The sequence below is a fragment of the Kitasatospora sp. NPDC036993 genome (genome assembly GCF_055607525.1).
Genome location: NZ_JBVJRP010000006.1, coordinates 444,045 through 467,346, shown reverse-complemented (window position 1 = coordinate 467,346; position 23,302 = coordinate 444,045). Strand labels below are relative to the sequence as shown.

Here is a 23,302-nt window from a genome sequence, read left to right as displayed (position 1 = left end):
GCACTCCTGTTCACTCGTGTATCAGTGGGCATCCGTCAGGAGATGTAATCGGCCGATCAGCAGGCGCTCGCAAGAGGCGCGCGGCGCACTCGTCCCCGCACGAACGGCGGCACGCGCCCCCTGTCGCACGCCCGTCTCGCCCGTTCGAGTGGCCGGTTCTCGCCGCGCACCATCGACAGGAGCGAAAAACCGGATGAGAAGTGACGGGATCTCTGCCTACTCTCACCGCGATGGCCGAGAACAGGCAGGACCCCGAGAACCCGACCCCGGGAAGCCCCCCAGCCGACGACACCCGCGGAACCGACACCGCCGGAGCCACCGGAACCGGCGGGCCCGGGAGAGCCGGCGGGCCCGGGCCGCGGCACTCCGCGGTCCGCTCGCTGCTGCGCCTGTGGCCGTACGCCCGCGCCGTCCGCGGCCGGCTGACCGTCTCGGTGACGGCCGCCTCCCTGGGCATGCTGAGCACGCTCGCCGTCCCGGTGGTCCTCGGCCTGATCGTGGACGGCCCGCTCGCCGAGCACGACCTGGCCGGCCTCTGGCCGCTCGCCGGCCTGCTGCTCCTCCTGGGCCTGGTCGAGTCCGCGCTGTTCTACACCCGCCGGGTGGTGCTGGCCCGCCCGCTGTCCGGACTGGAGACGGCGATGCGCGGGGACCTCTTCGCCAAGCTCCAGCGGCTCCCGGTCTCCTTCCACGACCGCTGGGGCTCCGGCCAGCTGCTCTCCAGGGCCACCGCGGACATGTACACCATGCGGCTGTTCCTGGCCTTCCCGCTGGTCTTCCTGATCGTCAACTCGGTGATGTTCCTGGCCGGCACTGTGGTGATGTTCACCCAGGACTGGCGGCTCGCCCTGATCACCCTGGTCCCGGTCGTCCCGCTGTTCGTGCTCACCCGGCGGTTCGAGGCCGGCTACTCCGGCGCCTCCCGGCTCGCCCAGGACCAGAACGGCGACCTCGCCACCGTGGTCGAGGAGTCCGTGCTCGGCATCCGCGTCCTCAAGGCCTTCGGCCGGCACCGCTCGATGGCCGAGCGCTTCCGCGCCCAGTCCCAGGAGCTGCGCCGCACCGAACTGCGCAAGGCGCACCTGCTCGCCAACCTCTGGGCGGTCGTCGTCGGCCTGCCGGAGATCGCGCTCGCCTTCGCCCTCGCCGTCGGCGCCTACCTGGTGGCCCACGACGAGCTGAGCGCCGGCGCCCTGGTCGCCTTCCTCTCCACCGCGCTCGCGCTGCGCTGGCCGGTCGAGTCGCTCGGCTGGCTGCTCGCCTACGCCAACGAGGCCGCCACCGCCACCGACCGCTTCTTCGAGGTGCTGGACGAACCGGAGACCCCGGACGCCGGCACCGCCACCGGCCTCGCCGCCCCGGACGGCATCCGCTTCACCGGCGTCCGGTTCCGCTACCCCGACGCCCCCGAGGACAGCCCCGACCTGCTGGACGGCATCGACCTGCACATCCGCAGCGGCGAGACGATGGCCCTGGTCGGCACCACCGGCAGCGGCAAGACCACGCTCACCGCGCTGCTCCCCCGGCTGTACGAGGCCACCGCCGGCGCCATCACGCTGGACGGCCGGGACATCCGCGAGCTGCCCAGGCAGCGGCTGCGCGAACTCGTCGCGGTCGCCTTCGAGGAGCCCACCCTGTTCTCCGCCACCGTCCGGGAGAACGTCCTGATGGGCGCCCCCGGCGCGGGCGACGCACAGCTGCGCACCGCCCTCGCCACCGCCCAGGCGGGCTTCGTCGAGAAGCTCCCGCAGGGCCACGACACCGAGGTCGGCGAGCAGGGCCTGAGCCTGTCCGGCGGCCAGCGCCAGCGCCTCGCGCTGGCCCGCGCGGTGGTCGGCGACCCGGCCTTCCTGGTGCTGGACGACCCGCTCTCCGCCCTGGACGTGCACACCGAGGCACTGGTCGAACGGGCGCTGCGCGAGGTCCTCGGCACCACCACCGCCCTGGTCGTCGCCCACCGCCCCAGCACCGTGCTGCTCGCCGACCGGGTCGCGGTGCTGGCGGACGGCCGGATCACGGCCGTCGGCACCCACCAGGAGCTGCTGCGCGACTGCGCGCACTACCGGGAACTGATGTCGGGCGAGGCCGCCCCGGTCCCCGAGGGCCCCCTCACGTCGAAAGCAGGGCTCGCATGACGACCACCGCCGAACCCACCAGGGCCGGGGCCGCCGAACCGGTCGAGGAGGAGCTGCCCGCCCCGCCGGCCGACGAGGAGGACATACCCGTCCCGCCCGGCGCGCCCCGGGCACTGCTGCGCTCACTGCTCGGCCCGCACCGGGCCAGGATCACCGTCGCGATGGTGGTGATCCTGGTCCAGCAGGCCGCCCTCCAGTCCGGCCCGCTGCTGGTCGCGGTGGCGATGGACCGCGGCATCCCGGCGCTGCGCGACGACGACGCGGGGCCGCTGGTCGCCGTGGTCGCGGCCTACCTGTTCTTCGCGCTGCTCAGCCCGGTGCTCCAGTGGGTGTTCATCAAGATCAGCGCCCGGGTCAACCAGGACATCGTGCTGGAGCTGCGCGGCCGGATCTTCCGCCACGCCCAGCGGCTCAGCCTGGACTTCCACGAGCGCTACACCTCGGGCCGGATCATCTCCCGCGCCACCAGCGACATCGACGCGCTGCGCGAGCTGCTCTCCGAGGGCCTCCAGGAGCTGCTGACCGTCCTCCTGTCGGTCTGCTACATCTCGCTGCTGCTGGTGGTGCTGGACTGGCAGCTCGGCCTGGTCTCGCTGGCGGCCTTCCTGCCGCTGGCCCTGATCGCCCACTCCTTCCGGACCCGCTCGCGCCGGGTCTACCGGCGCTCGCGCACCTCGGCCGCCTCGCTGATCGTCCGCTTCACCGAGACCATGAACGGCATCCGCCCGGTGCAGGCCTTCCGCCGCGAGAAGGCCAACGACGCCGCCTTCGCCGTGGTCAACGGACAGTCCGCCACCGCGACCGCGGACGGCCTGCTGGAGATCGCCCGCTACGTCGGACTCTCCCGTGCCACCGCCAACCTGTGGACCACCGGCGTGGTGGTGCTCGGCGCCTACCTGGTCGTGGACGACGCGCTCGAACTGGGCGTGCTCACCGCCTTCGCGCTCTACCTGCGCCGGCTCTTCGACCCGATCGACCAGCTGGCGATGTTCCTGAACAGCTACCAGTCGGCCGCCGCCGCCCTGGAGAAGATCTCCGGCCTGCTCGCCCACGAGCCGACGGTCGCCGAGCCGGCCGAGCCCGCCGAGCTGCCCGGGGCCACCGGGAAGGGCCGCGAGGTCTCCTTCGAGGGCACCCGCTTCACCTACCGCACCGGCAAGGAGGTGCTGCCGCCCTTCGACCTGCTGATCCCCGCCGGTCAGACGGTGGCGGTGGTCGGCGCGACGGGCGCCGGCAAGTCGACGGTCGCCAAGCTGCTGGCCCGCTTCTACGACCCGAGCGACGGCCGGATCCGGCTGGACGGCGTGGACCTGCGCGAACTCGCCACGCCCGACCTGCGGCGCGGCGTGGTGATGGTGACCCAGGAGTCCTTCCTGTTCTCCGGCACCGTCGCCGAGAACATCGCGCTCGGCCGCCCGGACGCCACCCGCGAGGAGGTCGAGCAGGCCGCCCGGGACATCGGCGCGTACGAGTTCGTCGCCGCCCTGCCGAACGGCTTCGACACCGACGTGCGCAAGCGCGGCGGCCGGATCTCGGCCGGCCAGCGCCAGCTGGTGGCCTTCGCCCGCGCCCTGCTCGCCGACCCCGCGGTGCTGATCCTGGACGAGGCGACCAGCTCGCTGGACGTCCCCGGGGAGCAGGCCGTCCAGCGGGCCATGCGCACCGTCCTGGCCGGGCGGACGGCCGTGATCATCGCCCACCGGCTCTCCACCGTGGAGATCGCCGACCGGGTCCTGGTGATGGACCGGGGCCGGATCGTGGAGGATGGCTCCCCACAGGAGCTGATCAGCGGCTCCGGCCGCTTCGCCGCCCTCCACCGGGCCTGGCGGGACAGCCTGGTCTAGGACCAGGCCGTCCCCGGCCCCACGAATGTGCCCGGCCGGGTGCGCCGTCACGCACCCGGCCGGGCCACCCCACTTCCCGAGGGACGGAACGGGAACGGCCGCGCGCACGGTTCACGGCCGCCCCGGACGGCCGCCCACGCCGGCGGCCGTCCGGGGGTCAGCGCAGCAGCCCGGCGTCCATCCCGGCCGACTCGGCGGGCAGGGCGACCAGCCCCAGCTCGGCCGGCGAGGCCAGCCGGGGGTGTGCGGGCAGCACCCGGACGGTGTAGCCGAACGGTCCCGTCCGGCACAGCTCCAGCGAGCCCTCGTAGCGGGTGCGGCCGTCCAGGTCGGGCCCGCCGACCGGCTTGAGGGCGAGCAGGCAGGCGTCCGAGATGCGGTCCCGCTCGTCGACCCGGCCGGAGACCGCCTGCACCTCGACGTCGGCCGGCTCCAGCGTCCCGAGCCCGACCTGCACCCGCAGCGCCAGCGAGCTGCCCAGCTCCTGCGCGTCGGCCGGGCAGTCCGCCTCGACGTGCTCCACCCGGACGGCCGGCCACGCCTCCCTGACCTTCGCCTTCCACACCGCCAGCTCGCGCGCGCTGCGGCCCTGCCGGTCCGCCAGCTCCCGCTGGGCCTGCGCCGCCGGCGCGTACAGCCGTTCGACGTACTCCCGGACCATCCGCCCGGCCAGCACCTTGGGCCCGAGGGTCACCAGGGTGTGCCGGACCATGGCGATCCACTGCTGCGGCAGCCCGTCCCCGTCCCGGTCGTAGAACCGGGCGGCGACCTGGTTCTCGATCAGGTCGTAGAGCGCGGCCGCCTCGATGTCGTCGCGCCGCTCGGCCTCGCCGCTGTCCGGGTCGAGCACCCCGCCGCTCTCGTCGGCGGTGGGGATCGCCCAGCCGTTGCGGCCGTCGTACCACTCGTCCCACCAGCCGTCCAGGACGGACAGGTTGAGGCAGCCGTTGAGCGCGGCCTTCATCCCCGAGGTGCCGCAGGCCTCCAGCGGGCGCAGCGGGTTGTTCAGCCAGACGTCGCAGCCCGGGTAGAGGCGCTGGGCCATCGCCATGTCGTAGTCGGGCAGGAAGACGATCCGGTGCCGCACCGCCGGATCGTCGGCGAAGGCGACCATCTGCTGGATCAGCCGCTTGCCGCCGTCGTCGGCCGGGTGGGCCTTGCCGGCGACCACGATCTGCACCGGCCTGGTGGGGTGCAGCAGCAGGGCGCGCAGCCGCTCGGCGTCGCGCAGCATCAGGGTGAGCCGCTTGTACGAGGGCACCCGGCGGGCGAAGCCGATGGTCAGCACGTCGGGGTCGAGCACCGAGGAGACCCAGCCGAGTTCGGCCTCGCCGGCCCCGCGCCGGCGCCAGGAGGCGTACAGCCGGCGCCTGGCCTCCTCCACCAGCTGCGCCCGCAGACTTCGCCGCAGCTCCCAGACCTCGGTGTTGCCGATCAGCTCCAGGCCGGTCCAGCGCCGGGTCTCCCCGGTGGTCATCGCCTCCTCGGCGCGCTCGGCGCCGATCTCGGCGGCGCCGAGCCTGACCACCGCCGGGTCGATCCAGGTGGCGGCGTGCACCCCGTTGGTGACCGAGGTGATCGGTACCTCGGCCGGGTCGAAGCCGGGCCACAGGCCGTTGAACATCGAGCGGCTGACCTCGCCGTGCAGGGTGGAGACCCCGTTGGCGCGCTGGGCCAGCCGCAGGCCCATGGCGGCCATGTTGAAGAGCTTCGGGTCCCCGTCGGGCCAGCTCTCGGCGCCGAGCGCGAGCACCTGGTCGACCGGCACACCGGGCAGCGCGGCGTCGCCGCCGAAGTGGCGGGCGACCAGCTCGCGGTCGAACCGGTCGATGCCGGCCGGGACGGGGGTGTGGGTGGTGAAGAGGGTGCCGGCCCGCACGGCCTCCAGCGCGGCGGCGAAGTCGAGGCCCGCCGGGGCCTCGGCGACCAGCTCCCGGATGCGTTCCACGCCGAGGAAGCCGGCGTGGCCCTCGTTGGTGTGGAAGACGTCGGGGGCGGGGTGCCCGGTGAGCCGGCAGTGGGCGCGCACCGCCCGGACGCCGCCGATGCCGAGCAGCATCTCCTGGAGCAGCCGGTGCTCGCTGCCGCCGCCGTACAGCCGGTCGGTGACGTCCCGCTCGGCCGGCGAGTTGGCCTCGATGTCGGAGTCGAGCAGCAGCAGCGGGACCCGCCCGACCTGGGCCTTCCAGATGTGGGCGGCCAGGGTGCGGCCGCCGGGCAGGGCGAGGTCGATCCGGCTGGGGGTGCCGTCGGCCTCCCGGAGCAGGCTGACCGCGAGTTCGTCCGGATCGAGCAGCGGATAGCGCTCCTGTTGCCAGCCGTCCCGGCTCAGGGACTGGCGGAAGTAGCCGTGCCGGTAGAACAGGCCGACGCCGATGACCGGCACCCCGAGGTCGCTGGCGGCCTTGAGGTGGTCGCCGGCCAGGATGCCGAGTCCGCCGGAGTACTGGGGCAGCGCGGCGGCGATGCCGTACTCGGGTGAGAAGTAGGCGATCGCGGCGGGCAGCGGGGCGGCGTCGGCCGCCTGACGGGTCTGGTACCAGCGCGGGCCGGTCAGGTACTCGCGCAGGTCCTCGGCGAGGTCGCCGAGTCTGCGCAGGAAGCGCCGGTCGGTGGCGAGCGCGGCGAGCCGGGTGGCCGGGACCTCCCCGAGCAGCCGCACCGGGTCCTCGCCGGTCGCGGCCCAGACCTCGGGGTCCACGGACCGGAACAGGTCCCTGGTCTCGGGGTGCCAGGACCAGCGCAGGTTGAGGGCCAGCTCGTGCAACGGCTGGAGTTGTTCGGGCAGGACGGTGCGGACGGTGAATCTGCGGATTGCCTTCACGGCGTGAAGCGTAGCCTCGGCGATCGGTCCGACAGAGCGTCAAGTGGACTATTGGGCATCCGTTCGGCCTATTGATGAGATCGCATTCGGCGCATTGGTCTGCACGGGGGGCGCGCGCGGCGCACATTTCCGGGGCCTGCGCTACCAATACGTGAACTCTTCGGTACGGGTCCATTTCCGATGGCTCATCCACTCGGGAGAAGACCCGAAACTACTGTCGTACCGCTGCAAAAACCCCGCCTCCGGTGCGAGGATGGCCGAAGGTCGTTCGATGCTGTGGGCAGTGCGACGACGGGTGGCGTCCCCCTCGAAGCAGCACGTCCGAATCCTTTTCGCGTTGACCGTTCCCGTCCTTCTTGGCCCATTCGGCGCTCACCGCGCACGGACGCGTGTCCTCGCGCCCGGTCCGCTCGTTCACGGGTGGACCGGGTCGCCCAAGACGCGTGCCCCGCGGAGGCGTGCGCCGGGACGCACACGGGCTCCGGGGCGCCCCGCCGCCGGCTCGGCGGGCGCCGGGCAGGTTGCCGGGAACAGCGGCGCGGGCAGGCTCCGGTCGCACGTCCTCCCCACCCAGCAGTCTTCCCGGTACTCCCCCGGCCTCGGCCCGCGGGGAGCTGCCGCCGATCTCGGGCAGGAGCTTGGCATGCACGGCGACACGCGGGACCAGTCCACACCGGTGGCCGACACCCTCGACGCAGCGGTCGCGGAATCCGCCGGACGGATGGATTCTGACACTCGGACAGATCCGGCGATGCCGGCGCCGAGGGCGTCCGGGGCGGTCGGTGGCGGATCCTCCGAAGCCCGGCCCTCCACGGCCGGGCCCTCCCCGGCGGACCGACACCCAGGGGCCGAGGAGGACAGCACCGCGGCACCCCGCAGGCGCACCACCACGCGCCGCACCACGGCCACCGCGTCGGCCACCACCCCGAAGGGCGGCGCCGGGGCCGATCCGGCGCCGCGCCGGACGTCCGCCGCCAAGGCCTCCGCGGGAGAAACCCCCACGGGGAGGGCAGCCGCGGGGAAGACCGCGGGCAGGTCCTCCACAAAGGCCGCCGGCAGGACCCCCGCCAAACCCCCCGCCAAGGCCACCGCCAAGCCCTCCGCCCGCAAGACGACAGAGAGCGACACCGTGATCGGCCGCATCCCCGTCCTGGACGTCAGTCCCCTCGTCGACGCCGGCCGCCGCCCGGCCAAGGCCGTCGTCGGCGAGACCTTCCCGGTCACCGCGACCGTCTTCCGCGAGGGCCACGACGCCGTCAACGCCAACGTGGTGCTGCGCGACCCGCGCGGCCGCAGCGGCCCGTGGACGCCGATGCGCGAGCTGGCCGAGGGCACCGACCGCTGGGGCGCGCACGTGACCCCGACCACTCCCGGCCGCTGGTCGTACCTGGTGGAGGCGTGGAGCGACCCGGTCGCCACCTGGCGCAAGGCCGCCGCGGTGAAGCTGCCCGCCGGGATCGACACCGCGCTGGTCCTGGAGGAGGGCGCCCGGCTGCTGGAGCAGGCCGCGGCCGGGGTGCCCAAGAAGGAGGGCCGCGCCGACGTCCTGGCCGCCGCCGACGCGCTGCGCGACCCGTCGCTGCCGCCGCTGTCCCGGCTGGCCGCCGCGGTCGCCCCCGAAGTGCTCGACGTGCTGGCCCGCCACCCGCTGCGCGAGCTGCTCAGCGCCTCCCGCCCGCTGCCGCTCCAGGTGGACCGCGAGCGCGCGCTGTTCGGCTCCTGGTACGAGTTCTTCCCCCGTTCGGAGGGCGCGGTGGTGGACCCGGCCGGCGTCGAGCCGCCGCGCCACGGCACCCTGCGCACCGCCGCCGAGCGGCTGCCGGCCGTCGCCGCGATGGGCTTCGACGTGGTCTACCTGCCGCCGGTCCACCCGATCGGCCGAGCCTTCCGCAAGGGCCCGGACAACACCCTGACGGCCGGTCCGCACGACGTCGGCTCGCCCTGGGCGATCGGCTCCCCCGAGGGCGGCCACGACGCGCTCCACCCGGACCTCGGCACCATCGAGGACTTCGACCACTTCGTCGCCGAGGCGCAGGCGCTGCACCTGGAGGTGGCGCTGGACTTCGCACTCCAGTGCTCCCCCGACCACCCGTGGGTGAACAAGCATCCGGAATGGTTCAACCACCGCGCGGACGGCACCATCGCGTACGCCGAGAATCCGCCGAAGAAGTACCAGGACATCTATCCGGTCAACTTCGACCAGGACATGGACGGAATCGTCAAGGAAAGCATCCGGATCCTCCGCTTCTGGATGTCGCACGGCGTCCGGATCTTCCGGGTCGACAACCCCCACACCAAACCGGTGGTGTTCTGGGAGAAGGTGCTCGCCGACGTCGCCCGCACCGACCCGGACGTCGTGTTCCTGGCCGAGGCCTTCACCCGCCCGGCGATGATGCACACCCTGGCGAAGATCGGTTTCCACCAGTCGTACACGTACTTCACCTGGCGCACCACCAAGCAGGAACTCACCGAGTACCTCACCGAACTCAGCGGTGACGCCGCCGCCTACATGCGGCCCAACTTCTTCGCCAACACCCCGGACATCCTGCACGCGTACCTCCAGCACGGCGGCCGCGCCGCCTTCGCGGTCCGCGCGGTGCTCGCCGCCACCCTCTCCCCCAGCTACGGCGTCTACGCCGGCTACGAGCTGTACGAGAACGAGCCGGCCCACCCGGGCTCCGAGGAGTACCTGCACTCGGAGAAGTACGAACTGCGCCCGCGCGACTGGAGCCGCACCGACACCCTGGCCCCGCTGCTGACCGTGCTGAACCGGCTGCGCCGCCGCCACCCCGCCCTCCGGCAGCTGCGCGACCTGCGCTTCCACCCCACCGACAACGACCAGGTGCTCGCCTACTCCAAGACCGCGACCACCCCCGAGGGCCTCACCGACCAGGTCATCACCGTGGTGAACCTCGACCCGCACCACGTCCAGGAGGCCACCGTCACGCTCGCCCTCCCCGGGCACGACACGGACGGCCCCTACGCGGTGCACGACGAGCTCACCGGCGCCGTCTACACCTGGGGCCGGCACAACTACGTCCGGCTCGATCCCTCAGCCGAGCCGGCTCACCTCCTCACGGTTCGGAGGAACCCAGCGTGACAGTGAACGAGCCCGTCCCCGACACCTTCCCCGAGACCTCGAAGAAGAAGCTCGACCCCGAGTGGTTCAAGCGTGCGGTCTTCTACGAGGTGCTGGTGCGGTCCTTCCAGGACAGCAACGGCGACGGGGTCGGGGACCTCAAGGGGCTCACGGCCAAGCTCGACTACCTCCAGTGGCTCGGGGTCGACTGCCTCTGGCTCCCGCCGTTCTTCGCCTCGCCGCTGCGCGACGGCGGGTACGACGTGTCCGACTACACCTCGGTGCTGCCGGAGTTCGGCGACCTCGCCGACTTCATGGAGTTCGTCGACGCCGCGCACGCCCGCGGCATGCGCATCGTCATCGACTTCGTCATGAACCACACCAGCGACCAGCACCCGTGGTTCCAGGCCTCCCGGTCGGACCCGGACGGGCCGTACGGCGACTTCTACATGTGGGCCGACGACGACAAGCAGTACCCGGACGCCCGGATCATCTTCGTCGACACCGAGACGTCCAACTGGACCTACGACCCGGTCCGCAAGCAGTACTACTGGCACCGCTTCTTCTCGCACCAGCCGGACCTCAACTACGACAACCCCCGGGTCCAGGCCGAGATGATCGCCGGGCTGCGGTTCTGGCTCGACCTCGGCATCGACGGCTTCCGGCTGGACGCGGTGCCGTACCTGTTCGCCCGCGAGGGCACCAACTGCGAGAACCTGCCGGAGACCCACGAGTTCCTCCAGCGGGTCCGCAAGGAGATCGACGCCAACTACCCGGACACGGTGCTGCTCGCCGAGGCCAACCAGTGGCCGGAGGACGTCGTCGACTACTTCGGCGACTTCGCCTCCGGCGGCGACGAGTGCCACATGGCGTTCCACTTCCCGGTGATGCCCCGGATCTTCATGGCGGTGCGCCGGGAGTCCCGCTACCCGGTGTCGGAGATCCTCGCCAAGACCCCGCAGATCCCGGGCGGCTGCCAGTGGGGGATCTTCCTGCGCAACCACGACGAGCTGACCCTGGAGATGGTCACCGACGAGGAGCGCGACTACATGTACGCGGAGTACGCCAAGGACCCCCGGATGCGCGCCAACGTGGGCATCCGCCGCCGGCTCGCCCCGCTGCTGGAGAACGACCGCAACCAGATCGAGCTGTTCACCGCCCTGCTGCTCTCCCTGCCCGGCTCGCCGGTCCTCTACTACGGGGACGAGATCGGCATGGGCGACAACATCTGGCTCGGCGACCGGGACGGCGTGCGCACCCCGATGCAGTGGACCCCGGACCGCAACGCGGGTTTCTCGTCCGCCGACCCGGGCAGGCTCAGTCTGCCGCCCATCATGGACCCGGTGTACGGCTACCAGGTGACCAACGTCGAGGCGCAGCAGAGCAGTTCGAGTTCACTGCTGCACTGGACCCGTCGCATGATCGAGATCCGCAAGCTCAATCCGGCGTTCGGCCTCGGCAGCTACGCCGAACTGCCCTCCAGCAATCCCGCCGTGCTGGCCTTCGTGCGCGAGCACGAGGGGGACCTGGTCATGTGCGTGAACAACTTCTCGCGGTTCGCGCAGCCGACCGAGCTGGACCTCCGGCAGTACGGCGGACGGTACCCGGTCGAGCTGATCGGCGGGGTGCGCTTCCCGTCGATCGGCGAGTGGCCCTACCTGCTCACCCTGGCCGGGCACGGCTTCTACTGGTTCCAGCTCCGGCAGCCACCGCGCCTGAGCGGGACCAGGCGGTCGAAGTAACGATCCGCCGCACCCGGAACACCAGCGTGAACAGCAGCACCAGACCCTCCGGGGGCGCGAGTTGAACCCCCGCGCCCCCGGAGTTCTCTGCACCACCGCGTACGGAGAACAGCCCAACGGCCACCCACACGAAGGCGTGACACCCGAGCCGTGTGCTCGCGTGCCGCGACCGCCGCGCCGCCGCAATCCGGAAGACTGACGGACCCGGCCACGACCCGTCGGGCAGTCCGCGCGCGCTTCCGGGGAAAGGGAGTCATGTCCGAAACCTCCCGTTCTCAAGCCCACCTCCAGGACGACGCCCCCACCGGTTCCGCCGCACCGGCGGGCACCCGGGCCACCGGGTCCAGGAGAACCGCCCTGGGGGTCAGCGAACTCGTCCAGGCGGCCCTGCCACTGATCGCCGCGTGGCTGCCCAGCCAGCGCTGGTACGCGGGGAAGGGGAGGCCCATCACCGGCCTCACCCCGGTGGTCGGCACCCCCCTCCAGGTCGGCGACCCGGCCCTGCTGCACCTGCTGCTGCGGGTCGAGCACGCCACCACGGCCGGCGCCCCGCACGGCGACATCTACCAGCTGCTGCTCGGCATCCGCTCGGCCGGACTCGGGGACATCGGGCCCGGCGCCGTGCTCGGCCGGCTCAGCCAGGGCCCGTACGACGGCGCGACCCTCTACGACGCGGTGCACGACCCCGAGCTCACCGGGCGACTGCTGGAACACCTGGCCACCGGTGACCGCTTCGGCGCCCTGTCCTTCCGCCGCACCCCGGGCTCCGGACTGCCCGCCAACCTCCCCGGCCGCGCCTCCACCGCCGAGCAGTCCAACAGCTCGGTCATCTACGGCACCTCGTACATCCTCAAGCTGTTCCGCCGCATCCACCCCGGCACCAACCCCGACCTCGAACTCTCGCTCGCGCTCTCCCGGGCCGGATCCACCCGCATCCCCCGGGTCGCCGCCTGGTTCGAGAGCCGGATGGAGCGCGCCGAGCCCGCCACCCTCGGGCTGCTGCAGCGCTACCTGCCGGACGCCGAGGACGGCTGGGAACTCGCCCTCGACCAGGTCGGCCGGCTCAAGGGCGACCGCTCCCCCGGCAACTTCGCCATCGAGGCGCACCGGCTCGGCCGGGCCACCGCCGAGGTGCACCGGGTGCTGGCCCGCTCGATGCCGGTGGCCAGACTCGACCGCACCCAGACCGGACGGCTGGCCGGCGCGATGGCCGACCGGCTGGACAGCGCCGTCGCCGCCGTCCCCGGGCTGCTGCGCTTCCGGGCCGCACTGCGCGCCGCCTTCCAGCAGCTCGCCGACGCCCACCCGGACGGCCTGCCGGTCCAGCGCATCCACGGCGACCTGCACCTCGGACAGGCGATGCGGACCCCGCACGGCTGGGTGCTGCTGGACTTCGAGGGCGAGCCGGCCAAGTCGGTCAACGAGCGCCGCGAACCGCAGCCTGCCCTGCGCGACATCGCCGCGATGCTGCGCTCCTTCGACTACGCGGCCGCCCACCTGCTGGCCGGCGGCCCGGTCGATCCGGAGCTGGCCCACCTGGCCGCCGCCTGGGCCCAGCGCAACCGCACCGCCTTCTGCGCCGGCTACACCGCGGGAGGCGGTGCCGACCCGGCGGCCTCGCCGGAGCTGATGCGGGCGCTGGAGATCGACAAGGCGGTGTACGAGGTGGTGTACGAGGCCCGGCACCGGCCGAGCTGGCTGCCGATCCCGCTGGCCGCGATCAGCCGACTGGCCCTGCCCGTCTGACCCCGCCCGTCCGACCCCGCCCGTCCGACCCCGCCCGTCCGACCCTGCCCGTCCGACAACGCCCGCCTGACAAGACCCGCCCCGCTTCCTGTCCCGCCCGCAGGAGTTCGCCCACCCCCGCCGCAGGAGGACCCCGCCGTGACGCCGATCGACCCGACCGGCCGCCCCACCCCCAGCCCCGTACCGGCCACCTTCCTGGCCGGGCCGCTCCCCGCCGAAGGGGGGCGCGCCGGCCAGGAGCGCGAGGCGCGCCGGACGACCGAGGAGGGAGGGAACGCCGACCCCGGGGCGGAACCCCCCGAGCCGCTCCCGCCCGCGCAGCTCCCGCCCGCGGCCGCGGACCCCGGGGGAGCCGGACGCCCGGCCCCCACCGGGGCACTGCGGCTGCCCGAGGCACCGCTGCCGCCGGCCGAGGTCGACCGGCTGGTGGGCGGACAGCACCACGACCCGCACGCACTGCTCGGCGCGCACCCGGTGCACGGCGGCACCGCGATCCGGGTGCTGCGCCCCCTCGCCGAGCGGGTGGTCGTCGAGACCTCCCAGGGGCCGGCCGAACTCACCCACCAGCAGGGCGGGTTGTTCACCGGCCTGGTGGCCGGCGGCGAACCGCCGGAGTACACCCTGCTGGTGACGTACCCGGGCAGCGAGCCGCTGCGCCAGCACGACGGCTACCGCACCCCGCCCACGCTGGGCGAACTGGACCTGCACCTGATCTCCGAGGGCCGCCACGAGCAGCTGTGGCGGGCACTCGGCGCGCACGTGCGCACCGTCGACGGGGTGCCCGGCACCGCCTTCGCGGTCTGGGCGCCGAACGCCGCCGGGGTCAGGCTGATCGGGGACTTCAACCACTGGGACGGCACCGGGCACCCGATGCGCTCGCTCGGCTCGTCCGGGATCTGGGAGCTGTTCGTCCCCGAGCTGGCCGAGGGCGCCACCTACAAGTACGAGGTGCACACCCGGGAGGGCTGGTTGCTGGACAAGGCCGACCCGCTGGCCAGGGCCGCCCAGTGCCCGCCCGGCACCGCCTCGGTGGTCACCTCCTCCTGCTACGCGTGGCAGGACGGCGAGTGGATGGCCCGCCGGGCCCGCGCCACCCACCACAGGGCGCCGATGTCGGTGTACGAGCTGCACCTGCCCTCCTGGCGCCCCGAGCTCACCACCTACCGCGCCATCGCCGAGGAACTGCCGCGCTACCTCCAGGAGTTGAACTTCACCCACGTGGAGCTCATGCCGGTGATGGAGCACCCCTTCGGCGGCTCCTGGGGCTACCAGGTGTCCGGCTACTACGCCCCCACCGCCCGGCTCGGCGGCCCCGACGACTTCCGGTACCTGGTGGACACCCTGCACCGGCACGGCATCGGCGTGATCGTCGACTGGGTGCCCGCCCACTTCCCCAAGGACGACTTCGCGCTCGCCCGCTTCGACGGCGAGCCGCTGTACGAGCCGGCCGACCCGCTGCGCGCCGAGCACCCGGACTGGGGGACGCTGGAGTTCGACTACGGCCGCAAGGAGGTGCGCAACTTCCTGGTCGCCAACGCGGTCTACTGGTGCGAGGAGTTCCACGTCGACGGCCTGCGGGTGGACGCCGTCGCCTCGATGCTCTACCTCGACTACTCCCGCGAGGGCGGCGACTGGACGCCCAACCGGTTCGGCGGCCGGGAGAACCTGGACGCGGCCGCCTTCCTCCAGGAGATGAACGCCACCGTCTACCGGCGCTGCCCCGGCGTGGTGACCGTCGCCGAGGAGTCCACCGCCTGGGACGGGGTCACCCGCCCCACCGACGCCGGCGGCCTCGGCTTCGGCCTGAAGTGGAACATGGGCTGGATGCACGACTCGCTGGTCTACATGTCCAAGGAGCCGGTGCACCGCAAGTACCACCACAACGAGATCACCTTCTCGATGGTGTACGCCTACTCGGAGAACTACGTCCTGCCGATCTCGCACGACGAGGTGGTGCACGGCAAGCGGTCCCTGGTCTCCAAGATGCCCGGCGACTGGTGGCAGCAGCGCGCCAACCAGCGCGCCTACCTCGGCTTCATGTGGTCCCACCCGGGCAAGCAACTGCTCTTCATGGGGCAGGAGTTCGCCCAGGGCGCGGAGTGGGACCACGAGCAGGGCCCGCAGTGGTGGGTGCTCGACGAGCAGTGGCCCGCCCACCGGGAGCACCTCGGGGTGCGCCGGCTGGTCCGCGACCTCAACCGCCGCTACCTCGACACCCCGGCGCTGTGGGAGCTGGACACCGTCCCCGAGGGCTTCCGCTGGCTCGACGGCGGCGCCGCCGAGGACAACCTGCTCTCCTTCGTCCGGTACGCGGCCGACGGCTCGCCGCTGGTCGCGGTCTGCAACTTCTCGCCGGTCGTCCGGCACGGCCACCGGGTCGGCCTGCCCCGGCTGGCGGGCCGCGAACAGCTGTGGGAGGAGGCGCTGAACACCGACGCCGAGGAGTACGGCGGCAGCGGCGTCGGCAACTCCCACCCGGTCAAGGCCGAGCCGGTCGCGTGGGACGACCAGCCGCGCTCCGCCGAACTGGTGCTCCCCCCGCTCGCCACCGTCTGGCTCCGCCCGGCGCGCTGAGGAACCGGGTGCCCGCCCGCCCCTCCGGGCGGGCACCCGGGCGGGACCTCCGGCCCCTTGCCCGAACCTCGCCGTTCTGCTCGCGGACGGCCGTTCGGGGTGCGAAGGTATGGTCGATATGACCACTTTCCGAGACGACGGGACGGAGACACCCACGTGGCGCGCAGCGTGTACGTGACCGGTATCGACCGGGGGGACGGCCGCCAGGCGGTCGAACTCGGGGTCATGGAACTGCTCACCCGCCAGGTGGACCGGGTCGGGGTGTTCCGCCCGCTGGTGCACGCCGCCGCACCCGGGCAGCCGGGCTCCGACCACGTCGTCGAGCTGCTGCGCGGCCGCTACCGGCTCGACCTGCCGAGCGCCGGGCTGTACGGCCTCACCTACGAGGAGGCCGCCGCGCTCCAGGCCGCCCGGGGGCAGGACGAACTGGTCTCCGTCCTGGTCGACCGCTTCCACGCGCTGGAGCGGCGCTGTCAGGCGGTGCTGGTGCTCGGAACCGACTTCGCCGACACCGGCATCCCGGACGAACTCGCCTTCAACGCCCGCCTGGCGAACGAGTTCGGCGCCGCCGTGCTGCCGGTGGTCGGCGGGCACGGCGAGGACGCCGAGACGGTGATCGCCGAGGTCCGCAACGCGCACCGGGCGTACACCGACCTCGGCTGCGAGACCCTGGCGATGATCGCCAACCGGGTCGCCCCCGGCGGCAAGCAGCGGATCCAGCGCACCCTCACCGAGAAGCTGCCGATCCCCGCCTACGTCATCCCCGACGAGCCGGCGCTGGCCGCGCCCACCGTCGCGCAACTGGTCGAGGCGACCGGCGCCGAGGTGCTGCTCGGGGACGCCGCCGGCCTCGCCAGGGACGTGCGCGGCTACGTCTTCGGCGGCGCCATGCTGCCCACCTTCCTCGACGCGCTGACCGAGGGCGCCCTGGTCGTCACCCCCGGGGACCGCGCCGACCTGGTGATCGGCTCGCTGGCCGCGCACGCCGCCGGCGCCCCGCCGATCGCCGGCGTGCTGCTGACGCTCGGCCAGCACCCCGGCCCCAACGTGATGGCCCTGGCCGCCCGGCTCGCCCCCGGCACCCCGGTCGCGGTCGTCCCCGGGGGCAGCTGGCCGACCGCCGCCCATCTGACCCACCTGGAGGGCAAGCTCACCTCGGCCAGCCCCCGGAAGGCCGAGATCGCCCTCGGCCTGTTCGAACTGCACGTCGACACCGCCGAGTTGACCAACCTGATCGAGGTCGGCCGGTCCGAGCGGGTCACCCCGATGATGTTCGAGCACGAGCTGCTGGAACGCGCCAGGGCCGGGCGCCGGCACGTCGTCCTGCCCGAGGGCACCGAGGAGCGGGTGCTGCGCGCCGCCGAGATCCTGCTGCGCCGCAACATCTGCGACCTCACCCTGCTCGGCGAGCCGGACGCGGTGCGCCGCACCGCCGCCGCCCACGGCATCGAGCTGCCGCAGGTGGGGGCGCCGCCCGGCCTCGGGGCCGGGGAGGAGCCGGACGGCGACCGGGCCCGGGTCCGGATCGTCGACCCGGCCACCAGCCCGCTGCGCCGCCAGTTCGCCGAGCTGTACGCGAAGCTGCGCGCCCACAAGGGGATGACCGTCGAACTGGCCCTGGACGTGGTCACCGACGTCTCCTACTTCGGCACCCTGATGGTCCAGGAGGGCATCGCGGACGGCATGGTCTCCGGCGCGGTGCACTCCACCGCCGCCACCATCCGGCCCGCCTTCGAGGTGGTCAAGACCTCGCCGGACGCCTCGATCGTCTCCTCGGTCTTCTTCATGTGCCTGGCCGACAAGGTGCTGGTGTACGGCGACTGCGCGGTCAACCCCGACCCGGACGCCCAGCAGCTGGCCGACATCGCCATCCAGTCCGCCGCCACCGCCGCCCAGTTCGGGGTGGAGCCGCGGGTCGCGATGCTCTCGTACTCGACCGGCACCTCAGGCTCCGGCGCGGACGTCGACAAGGTGCGCAAGGCCACCGAACTGGTCCGCGAGCTGCGGCCCGACATCCTGGTCGAGGGCCCGATCCAGTACGACGCGGCGGTGGACGCCCACGTCGCGGCCACCAAGCTGCCGGGCTCCCCGGTGGCCGGGCGGGCCACCGTGCTGATCTTCCCCGACCTCAACACCGGCAACAACACCTACAAGGCGGTCCAGCGCTCGGCCGGCGCCGTCGCCGTCGGCCCGGTGCTCCAGGGGCTGCGCAAGCCCGTCAACGACCTCTCGCGCGGCGCGCTGGTGCAGGACATCGTCAACACCGTCGCGATCACCGCCATCCAGTCCCAGGACCGCAAGGAGCCCACGGCATGAGCGATGGCACCCGCGTTCTCGTGCTGAACGCCGGCTCCTCGTCGGTGAAGTACCAGCTGATCGACATGCTGGACGGGGCCAGGCTCGCCGCCGGGCTGGTCGAGCGGATCGGCGAGACCGGCGGGCGCCTGGTGCACACCCCGCGCACCGGCGAACCGCGCGAGACCGTCCGGGTCTTCCCGGACCACGCCGCCGCGCTCAGGGCCGTCGCCGCGGAGCTGTCCGCCGACGGCCTCGGGCTGGACTCCCCCGAGCTGGCCGCGATCGGCCACCGGGTGGTGCACGGCGGCCTGCGGTTCACCGAGCCGACCGTGATCACCGACGACGTGCTCAAGGAGATCCGCCGGCTGATCCCGGTCGCGCCGCTGCACAACCCGGCCAACATCACCGGCATCGAGGTGGCCCGCGCGCTGCGCCCCGACCTCCCCCAGGTGGCCGTCTTCGACACCGCCTTCCACGCCTCGATGCCCGAGTACTCGGCCCGGTACGCGATCGACAAGGCCGTCGCCGACCGGCACCGGGTGCGCCGCTACGGCTTCCACGGCACCTCGCACCAGTACGTCTCGCGGGCCACCGCCAGGCTGCTCGGCAAGGACCCGGCCGAGGTCAACGTGATCGTGCTGCACCTGGGCAACGGCGCCTCCGCCTCGGCGGTCAGCGGCGGGCGCTGCGTGGACACCTCGATGGGCCTGACCCCGCTGGAGGGCCTGGTCATGGGCACCCGTTCGGGCGACATCGACGCCGGCGTGGTGTTCCACCTGCACCGGGTCGGCGGGCTGTCCGTGGACGAGATCGACGACCTGCTCAACCGCCGCAGCGGCCTGCGCGGGCTGTGCGGCGAGAACGACATGCGCGAGATCATGCGCCGGGCGGACGAGGGAGACGAGGACGCGAAGCTGGCCTTCGACGCGTACGTCCACCGGCTGCGCAAGTACATCGGCGGCTACTACGCGGTGCTGGGCCGGGTGGACGCGATCGCGTTCACCGCGGGCGTCGGGGAGAACGCGGCGCCGGTGCGCGCGGCGGCCACCGCGGGACTGGAGGAACTGGGCATCGCCGTCGACCCGGAGCTGAACTCGGTGCGGTCCGGCGAGGCCCGGATCATCTCGCCCGGGTACGGCCGGGTGGCGGTCGCCGTGGTGCCCACCGACGAGGAGCTGGAGATCGCCCGACAGTCCTTCGCACTGGTGCACGAGGAATGCCGGGAGTCCGAGGACTGACACGGAAACGTCTCACTCCCCGGAACCATTCGTCGGCGATTCCTCCTGGTGTGCGCCGAATGCACCTATAACACGAACGGATAGACTGATCCATATGCGCCGAGCGAAAATTGTCTGCACCCTGGGTCCGGCGACGGACTCCTACGAACAGCTGAAGGCCATCGTCGAGGCGGGCATGAACGTCGCCCGACTGAACATGAGCCACGGCAACCACGCGGACCACGAGGAGCGGTACCGCAAGGTCCGCCAGGTCTCGGAGGACACCGGCAAGGCCATCGGCGTCCTGGCCGACCTCCAGGGTCCGAAGATCCGTCTGGCGACCTTCGCCAACGGCCCGGTGACCGTCGACAACGGCGACGAGTTCACCATCACCACCGAGGACGTCCCCGGTGACCAGCACATCTGCGGCACCACCTACAAGGGCCTGCCCGGCGACGTGAAGCCCGGCGACCCGGTCCTGATCAACGACGGCGTCATCGCCCTGGAGGTCGTCAGCGTCGACGGCCCGCGGGTGAAGACCGTGGTGATCGAGGGTGGCGTGCTCTCGAACAACAAGGGCATCAACCTGCCCGGCGCGGCCGTGAACGTGCCCGCCCTGTCCGAGAAGGACAAGGACGACCTGCGCTTCGCGCTGCGCCTGGGCGTCGACATGGTCGCCCTGTCCTTCGTCCGCAACGCGGACGACGTCAAGGACGTCCACGAGGTCATGGACGAGGTCGGCATCCGGGTGCCGGTCATCGCCAAGATCGAGAAGCCGCAGGCCGTCGAGGCCATGGAGGAGATCGTCCTCGCCTTCGACGCCATCATGGTCGCCCGCGGCGACCTGGCCGTCGAGTACCCGCTGGAGCGGGTGCCGCTCGTCCAGAAGCAGCTGGTCACCCTGGCCCGCCGCAACGCCAAGCCGGTCATCGTCGCCACCCAGATGATGGAGTCGATGATCCACGCCTCGCGCCCGACCCGCGCCGAGGTCTCCGACGTCGCCAACGCCATCCTGGACGGCGCCGACGCGGTGATGCTCTCCGCCGAGTCGAGCGTCGGCAAGTACCCGATCGAGACCGTCCGCACCATGAGCCGGATCTGCGAGAAGGCCGAGGAGGAGCTGCTCTCCCAGGGCCTCCAGCCGCTCAACCCGGGCCGCAAGCCGCGCACCCAGGGCGGCTCCGTCGCCCGTGCGGCGTGCGAGCTGGGCGACTTCCTGGACGGCAAGGCGCTGGTCGCCTTCACCAAGTCCGGTGACACCGCCCGCCGGCTGTCCCGCTACCGCTCGCCGATCCCGGTGATCGCCTTCACCCCGGACACCGCCACCCGCAACCAGCTCTCGCTGAGCTGGGGCGTCGAGGCCTACGTGACCGAGCAGGTGGCCACCACCGACGCGATGGTCGCGCAGGTCGACCGGGAGCTGCTGCGGCTGGGCCGGCTCGGCGAGGGCGAGACCGTCATCGTCACCGCCGGTGTCCCGGTCGGCATCCCCGGCACCACCAACATGGTGCAGGTGCACCACCTGGGCACCCAGGGCGAGTGAGCGCCCGTCGGTCCTGAACGCCCGTGGGGCGGTCCTCCCGAGGGAGGGCCGCCCCACGGGCGTGACGGCGTCCGCTACGCGTCGCTGTAGGGGGCGTCGTCGTTGAACAGGCGCATCCCCGGGATGTGCAGGGTGCCGCCGAACTGACCGGCCTGCTTGACCGTGACGCCGGTCAGCTCCAGGTCCAGCGGGATCGGGATGGCGCCGATCAGGTCGTACAGCCAGCGCGGCAGGGTGTCCGGGGTGAGGGTGATCTCGCCCAGGTCGATCGGGATCGGCAGGCCGAGCACCTTGGAGAGGTGGCCGGACAGCCGCTCCACGTACATGGTGACCGGGCCCTTGCGCATGGTCGAGGTCGAGCCGGGGGCGCCCTGGACGTGGAAGGTGACGCCGTTGCCCTCCAGGGTCGACATGTCGAGGTTCTCGATGTCCACGCTGTCGACCACGAACTTCAGGACGCGCTTGCTGCCGGTCGGCGTCCGCACGTCGTAGACGCCGTGGAAGGCCGCGCCGTGCAGGCCGAGCCGGCTGGTCTTCAGGGTCCAGTTCTGCTCGGGGACGACGTGGCCGGGGGCGGCCGCGCCGGCGGTCAGGCCCCGGGTGTCCACGTCGCAGTCGGGGTTCTCGGTGGGCGTGGCCGACGGGGAGCCGGAGGCACTCGCGGTGGGCGCCGCCGTGGCACCGGAGGACGGCGTCGCGGAGGGCGTCGGCCCGGTGCTCGCCCGGCCGCTCGGTGTGGCGGTGGGCGAGGGCTCGTCGGTGGCGGGCCCGGTCGCCGGCGGCGCGGTCTGCCGGGTGGCGTCGGCCTGGGCCTGCGACGGGGCGGACTGCGCCGGGGTGCCCGTGCGCGGGGCCGGAGCGGCCTGGCCGCCGGGCGCCGCGGGGGTGGTGGGCGCCGCGGGGGTGGTGGGCGCCGCGGGGGTGGTCGCCGGGACGGGGGTGGTGACCGGGGCGCCGCTCGGAGTCGGGCTCGGCGAGCCCTTCGGGTCGAACAGTCCGCCCAGGCCGCCGACGAGGTCGTCGATCAGCCCGGCCTGGGTCGCCGTGCCGGTGCCGCCGCCCTGGTGGACCGCGTTCACCGTGGCCGCGCCCCCGGTGGCCGACGGATCGACCGGCGGGGTGGGCTGCCGGGCGTGCTCGGTGGCCGGCGCCTGGGTCGGGGCCTGCGTGGGAGCCTGGGTCGGTACCTGGGTCGGTATCGAACCCGGGTCGGTCGAGGGACCGGCGGAGGGCGCGGTGGTCGGGGCCTGGCTCGGCGCGCCGGAGGGTCCGGGCGGCGGCTCGGGCAGCTCGCTCCTGGGCACCGGCGTCTCGATCGGCGCGACGTCCGGCACCGTGGCCGGCGCGGTGCCGCAGGGCTTGCCCGCCGCGGACTCGGCGACCGCCGGGTTGGGCGTGTAGGCCGCGGCCATCAGCAGCGCGGTCGGCACCGCCGCCATCGCCAGCGCGCGGCCTCTCAGCCGGATCCGTACGGGCGTGCGCGGGGCCGCGTGCCGGCCGGAGCGCTGCGCGGGAACGGTCGTACCGTCGGCTTGCTCGGCCGGCCCGGTCACCGCGCCTCCTCCTGGTCCACGGCTCCGGTCTGCTTCGGGACGGCCGCTCCGGCGGCTTCGGTGGCTTCGGAAGCGCCGCCGGTGGCAGCGGGTCCGGCGGCCTGCGGCCCACCCTGGGCGGGCAGTTCGGCGGTGGGCGCCTCGGCGGCTCCCGCCGCGACGGCCCCGGCAGGTCCGGCGGCCGGCCCGGCGGCGACGCTCTGCGCCACGGCGTTCCCGGCCGCGCCGCCCCCGGCGTCCCCGGCCCGGTGCCGACGCCCGGCCTTCGCCGCCGGCTCGGTCTCCGGCACCGGGGCCCAGGAGACCATCAGCCCGCCGCCGATCAGGCCCGGCAGCAGTGCCAGGCCGAAGCCCGCGAGGTTGGAGACCGGGATCGAGACCAGCGTCAGCAGGATGGTCGCGATGCCCGCGAAGACGCGCACCGCGGGCTGGAACCAGGCGGTCAGCCCGAGGATGATCATCAGGACCCCGATGATCATCGATCCGGCACCGGCCGTGGTGGACATCGCGATGGTCAGACCACCGAACGACAGGTGGGCGTAAGGGAAGTAGAGGATCGGGACGCCGGCGATCATGGCCAGCAGTCCGCCCCAGAAGGGCCTGGTGCGGCGGAATTCACGGAAGTGCCGCCAGAGCCACCCGACGGGGTTCTGCCGGCGGGGCCGCGTCTCGACCGTTGCGCTGGACATGGTGCAACTCCTCGACGTCGCTACGAGGGAAGAACAATGGGGGATGGGCCGGGGGCGG

Annotated in this window: 12 protein-coding genes; 9 read left to right on the top strand and 3 right to left on the bottom strand. The window is 73.1% G+C overall.

Translation table 11 applies throughout. From position 1 onward, the window contains the following. Positions 1 to 230: 230 nt before the first annotated feature. Entirely contained in the window at positions 231 to 2,135 is a 1,905-nt protein-coding gene (locus tag ACZ7C5_RS15960; RefSeq protein WP_401083631.1) for an ABC transporter ATP-binding protein, read from the top strand. Then, positions 2,132 to 3,979 carry an ABC transporter ATP-binding protein gene (locus tag ACZ7C5_RS15955; RefSeq protein ID WP_401083629.1) on the top strand — a complete coding sequence of 616 codons (1,848 nt, stop codon included), beginning with the start codon at positions 2,132 to 2,134 and terminating at the stop codon, positions 3,977 to 3,979. The genes ACZ7C5_RS15960 and ACZ7C5_RS15955 overlap by 4 nt, the downstream gene beginning before the upstream one ends. 157 nt (positions 3,980 to 4,136) lie before the next feature. On the opposite strand, the gene glgP is transcribed toward ACZ7C5_RS15955, so the two are convergent. After that, entirely contained in the window at positions 4,137 to 6,803 is a 2,667-nt protein-coding gene (glgP, locus tag ACZ7C5_RS15950; protein ID WP_470322758.1) for an alpha-glucan family phosphorylase, read from the bottom strand. A gap of 1,129 nt (positions 6,804 to 7,932) precedes the next feature. On the opposite strand from glgP, the gene ACZ7C5_RS15945 reads away from it, so the two are divergent. From ACZ7C5_RS15945 to pyk, 7 genes are all read left to right on the top strand, one after another. Beyond that, positions 7,933 to 9,903: an alpha-1,4-glucan--maltose-1-phosphate maltosyltransferase gene (locus tag ACZ7C5_RS15945; protein WP_470322757.1), complete on the top strand. Its 1,971-nt coding sequence runs from the start codon at positions 7,933 to 7,935 to the stop codon at positions 9,901 to 9,903. Further along, positions 9,900 to 11,624: a maltose alpha-D-glucosyltransferase gene (gene treS, locus ACZ7C5_RS15940; protein ID WP_401083625.1), complete on the top strand. Its 1,725-nt coding sequence runs from the start codon at positions 9,900 to 9,902 to the stop codon at positions 11,622 to 11,624. Before ACZ7C5_RS15945 ends, treS begins: the two co-directional genes overlap by 4 nt. Before the next feature lie 255 nt (positions 11,625 to 11,879). Further along, on the top strand, positions 11,880 to 13,370 hold the full coding sequence (locus ACZ7C5_RS15935) for a maltokinase N-terminal cap-like domain-containing protein (protein WP_188298304.1): 1,491 nt from the start codon (positions 11,880 to 11,882) through the stop codon (positions 13,368 to 13,370). Between the two features lie 138 nt (positions 13,371 to 13,508). Next, on the top strand, positions 13,509 to 15,944 hold the full coding sequence (gene glgB, locus ACZ7C5_RS15930; RefSeq protein ID WP_470322756.1) for a 1,4-alpha-glucan branching enzyme: 2,436 nt from the start codon (positions 13,509 to 13,511) through the stop codon (positions 15,942 to 15,944). 156 nt (positions 15,945 to 16,100) lie between these two features. Beyond that, entirely contained in the window at positions 16,101 to 18,260 is a 2,160-nt protein-coding gene (pta, locus tag ACZ7C5_RS15925; RefSeq protein ID WP_401083620.1) for a phosphate acetyltransferase, read from the top strand. Further along, complete coding sequence (locus ACZ7C5_RS15920) at positions 18,257 to 19,480, top strand: acetate kinase (RefSeq protein WP_470322755.1); 1,224 nt, start codon at positions 18,257 to 18,259, stop codon at positions 19,478 to 19,480. Before pta ends, ACZ7C5_RS15920 begins: the two co-directional genes overlap by 4 nt. 94 nt (positions 19,481 to 19,574) lie before the next feature. After that, entirely contained in the window at positions 19,575 to 21,002 is a 1,428-nt protein-coding gene (gene pyk, locus ACZ7C5_RS15915; RefSeq protein WP_401083616.1) for a pyruvate kinase, read from the top strand. A gap of 74 nt (positions 21,003 to 21,076) precedes the next feature. On the opposite strand, the gene ACZ7C5_RS15910 is transcribed toward pyk, so the two are convergent. Further along, positions 21,077 to 22,555 carry a hypothetical protein gene (locus ACZ7C5_RS15910; protein ID WP_470322754.1) on the bottom strand — a complete coding sequence of 493 codons (1,479 nt, stop codon included), beginning with the start codon at positions 22,553 to 22,555 and terminating at the stop codon, positions 21,077 to 21,079. After that, on the bottom strand, positions 22,552 to 23,244 hold the full coding sequence (locus ACZ7C5_RS15905; RefSeq protein WP_401083610.1) for a DUF6114 domain-containing protein: 693 nt from the start codon (positions 23,242 to 23,244) through the stop codon (positions 22,552 to 22,554). The genes ACZ7C5_RS15910 and ACZ7C5_RS15905 overlap by 4 nt, the downstream gene beginning before the upstream one ends. Positions 23,245 to 23,302 lie beyond the last annotated feature (58 nt).

Coding starts and splice junctions, on each gene's coding strand:
- ACZ7C5_RS15920 (WP_470322755.1), top strand. CDS start 18,257: ATGAGCGATGGCACCCGCGTTCTCGTGCTGAACGCCGGCTCCTCGTCG.
- ACZ7C5_RS15905 (WP_401083610.1), bottom strand. CDS start 23,244: ATGTCCAGCGCAACGGTCGAGACGCGGCCCCGCCGGCAGAACCCCGTC.
- ACZ7C5_RS15960 (WP_401083631.1), top strand. CDS start 231: ATGGCCGAGAACAGGCAGGACCCCGAGAACCCGACCCCGGGAAGCCCC.
- pyk (WP_401083616.1), top strand. CDS start 19,575: ATGCGCCGAGCGAAAATTGTCTGCACCCTGGGTCCGGCGACGGACTCC.
- ACZ7C5_RS15955 (WP_401083629.1), top strand. CDS start 2,132: ATGACGACCACCGCCGAACCCACCAGGGCCGGGGCCGCCGAACCGGTC.
- ACZ7C5_RS15935 (WP_188298304.1), top strand. CDS start 11,880: ATGTCCGAAACCTCCCGTTCTCAAGCCCACCTCCAGGACGACGCCCCC.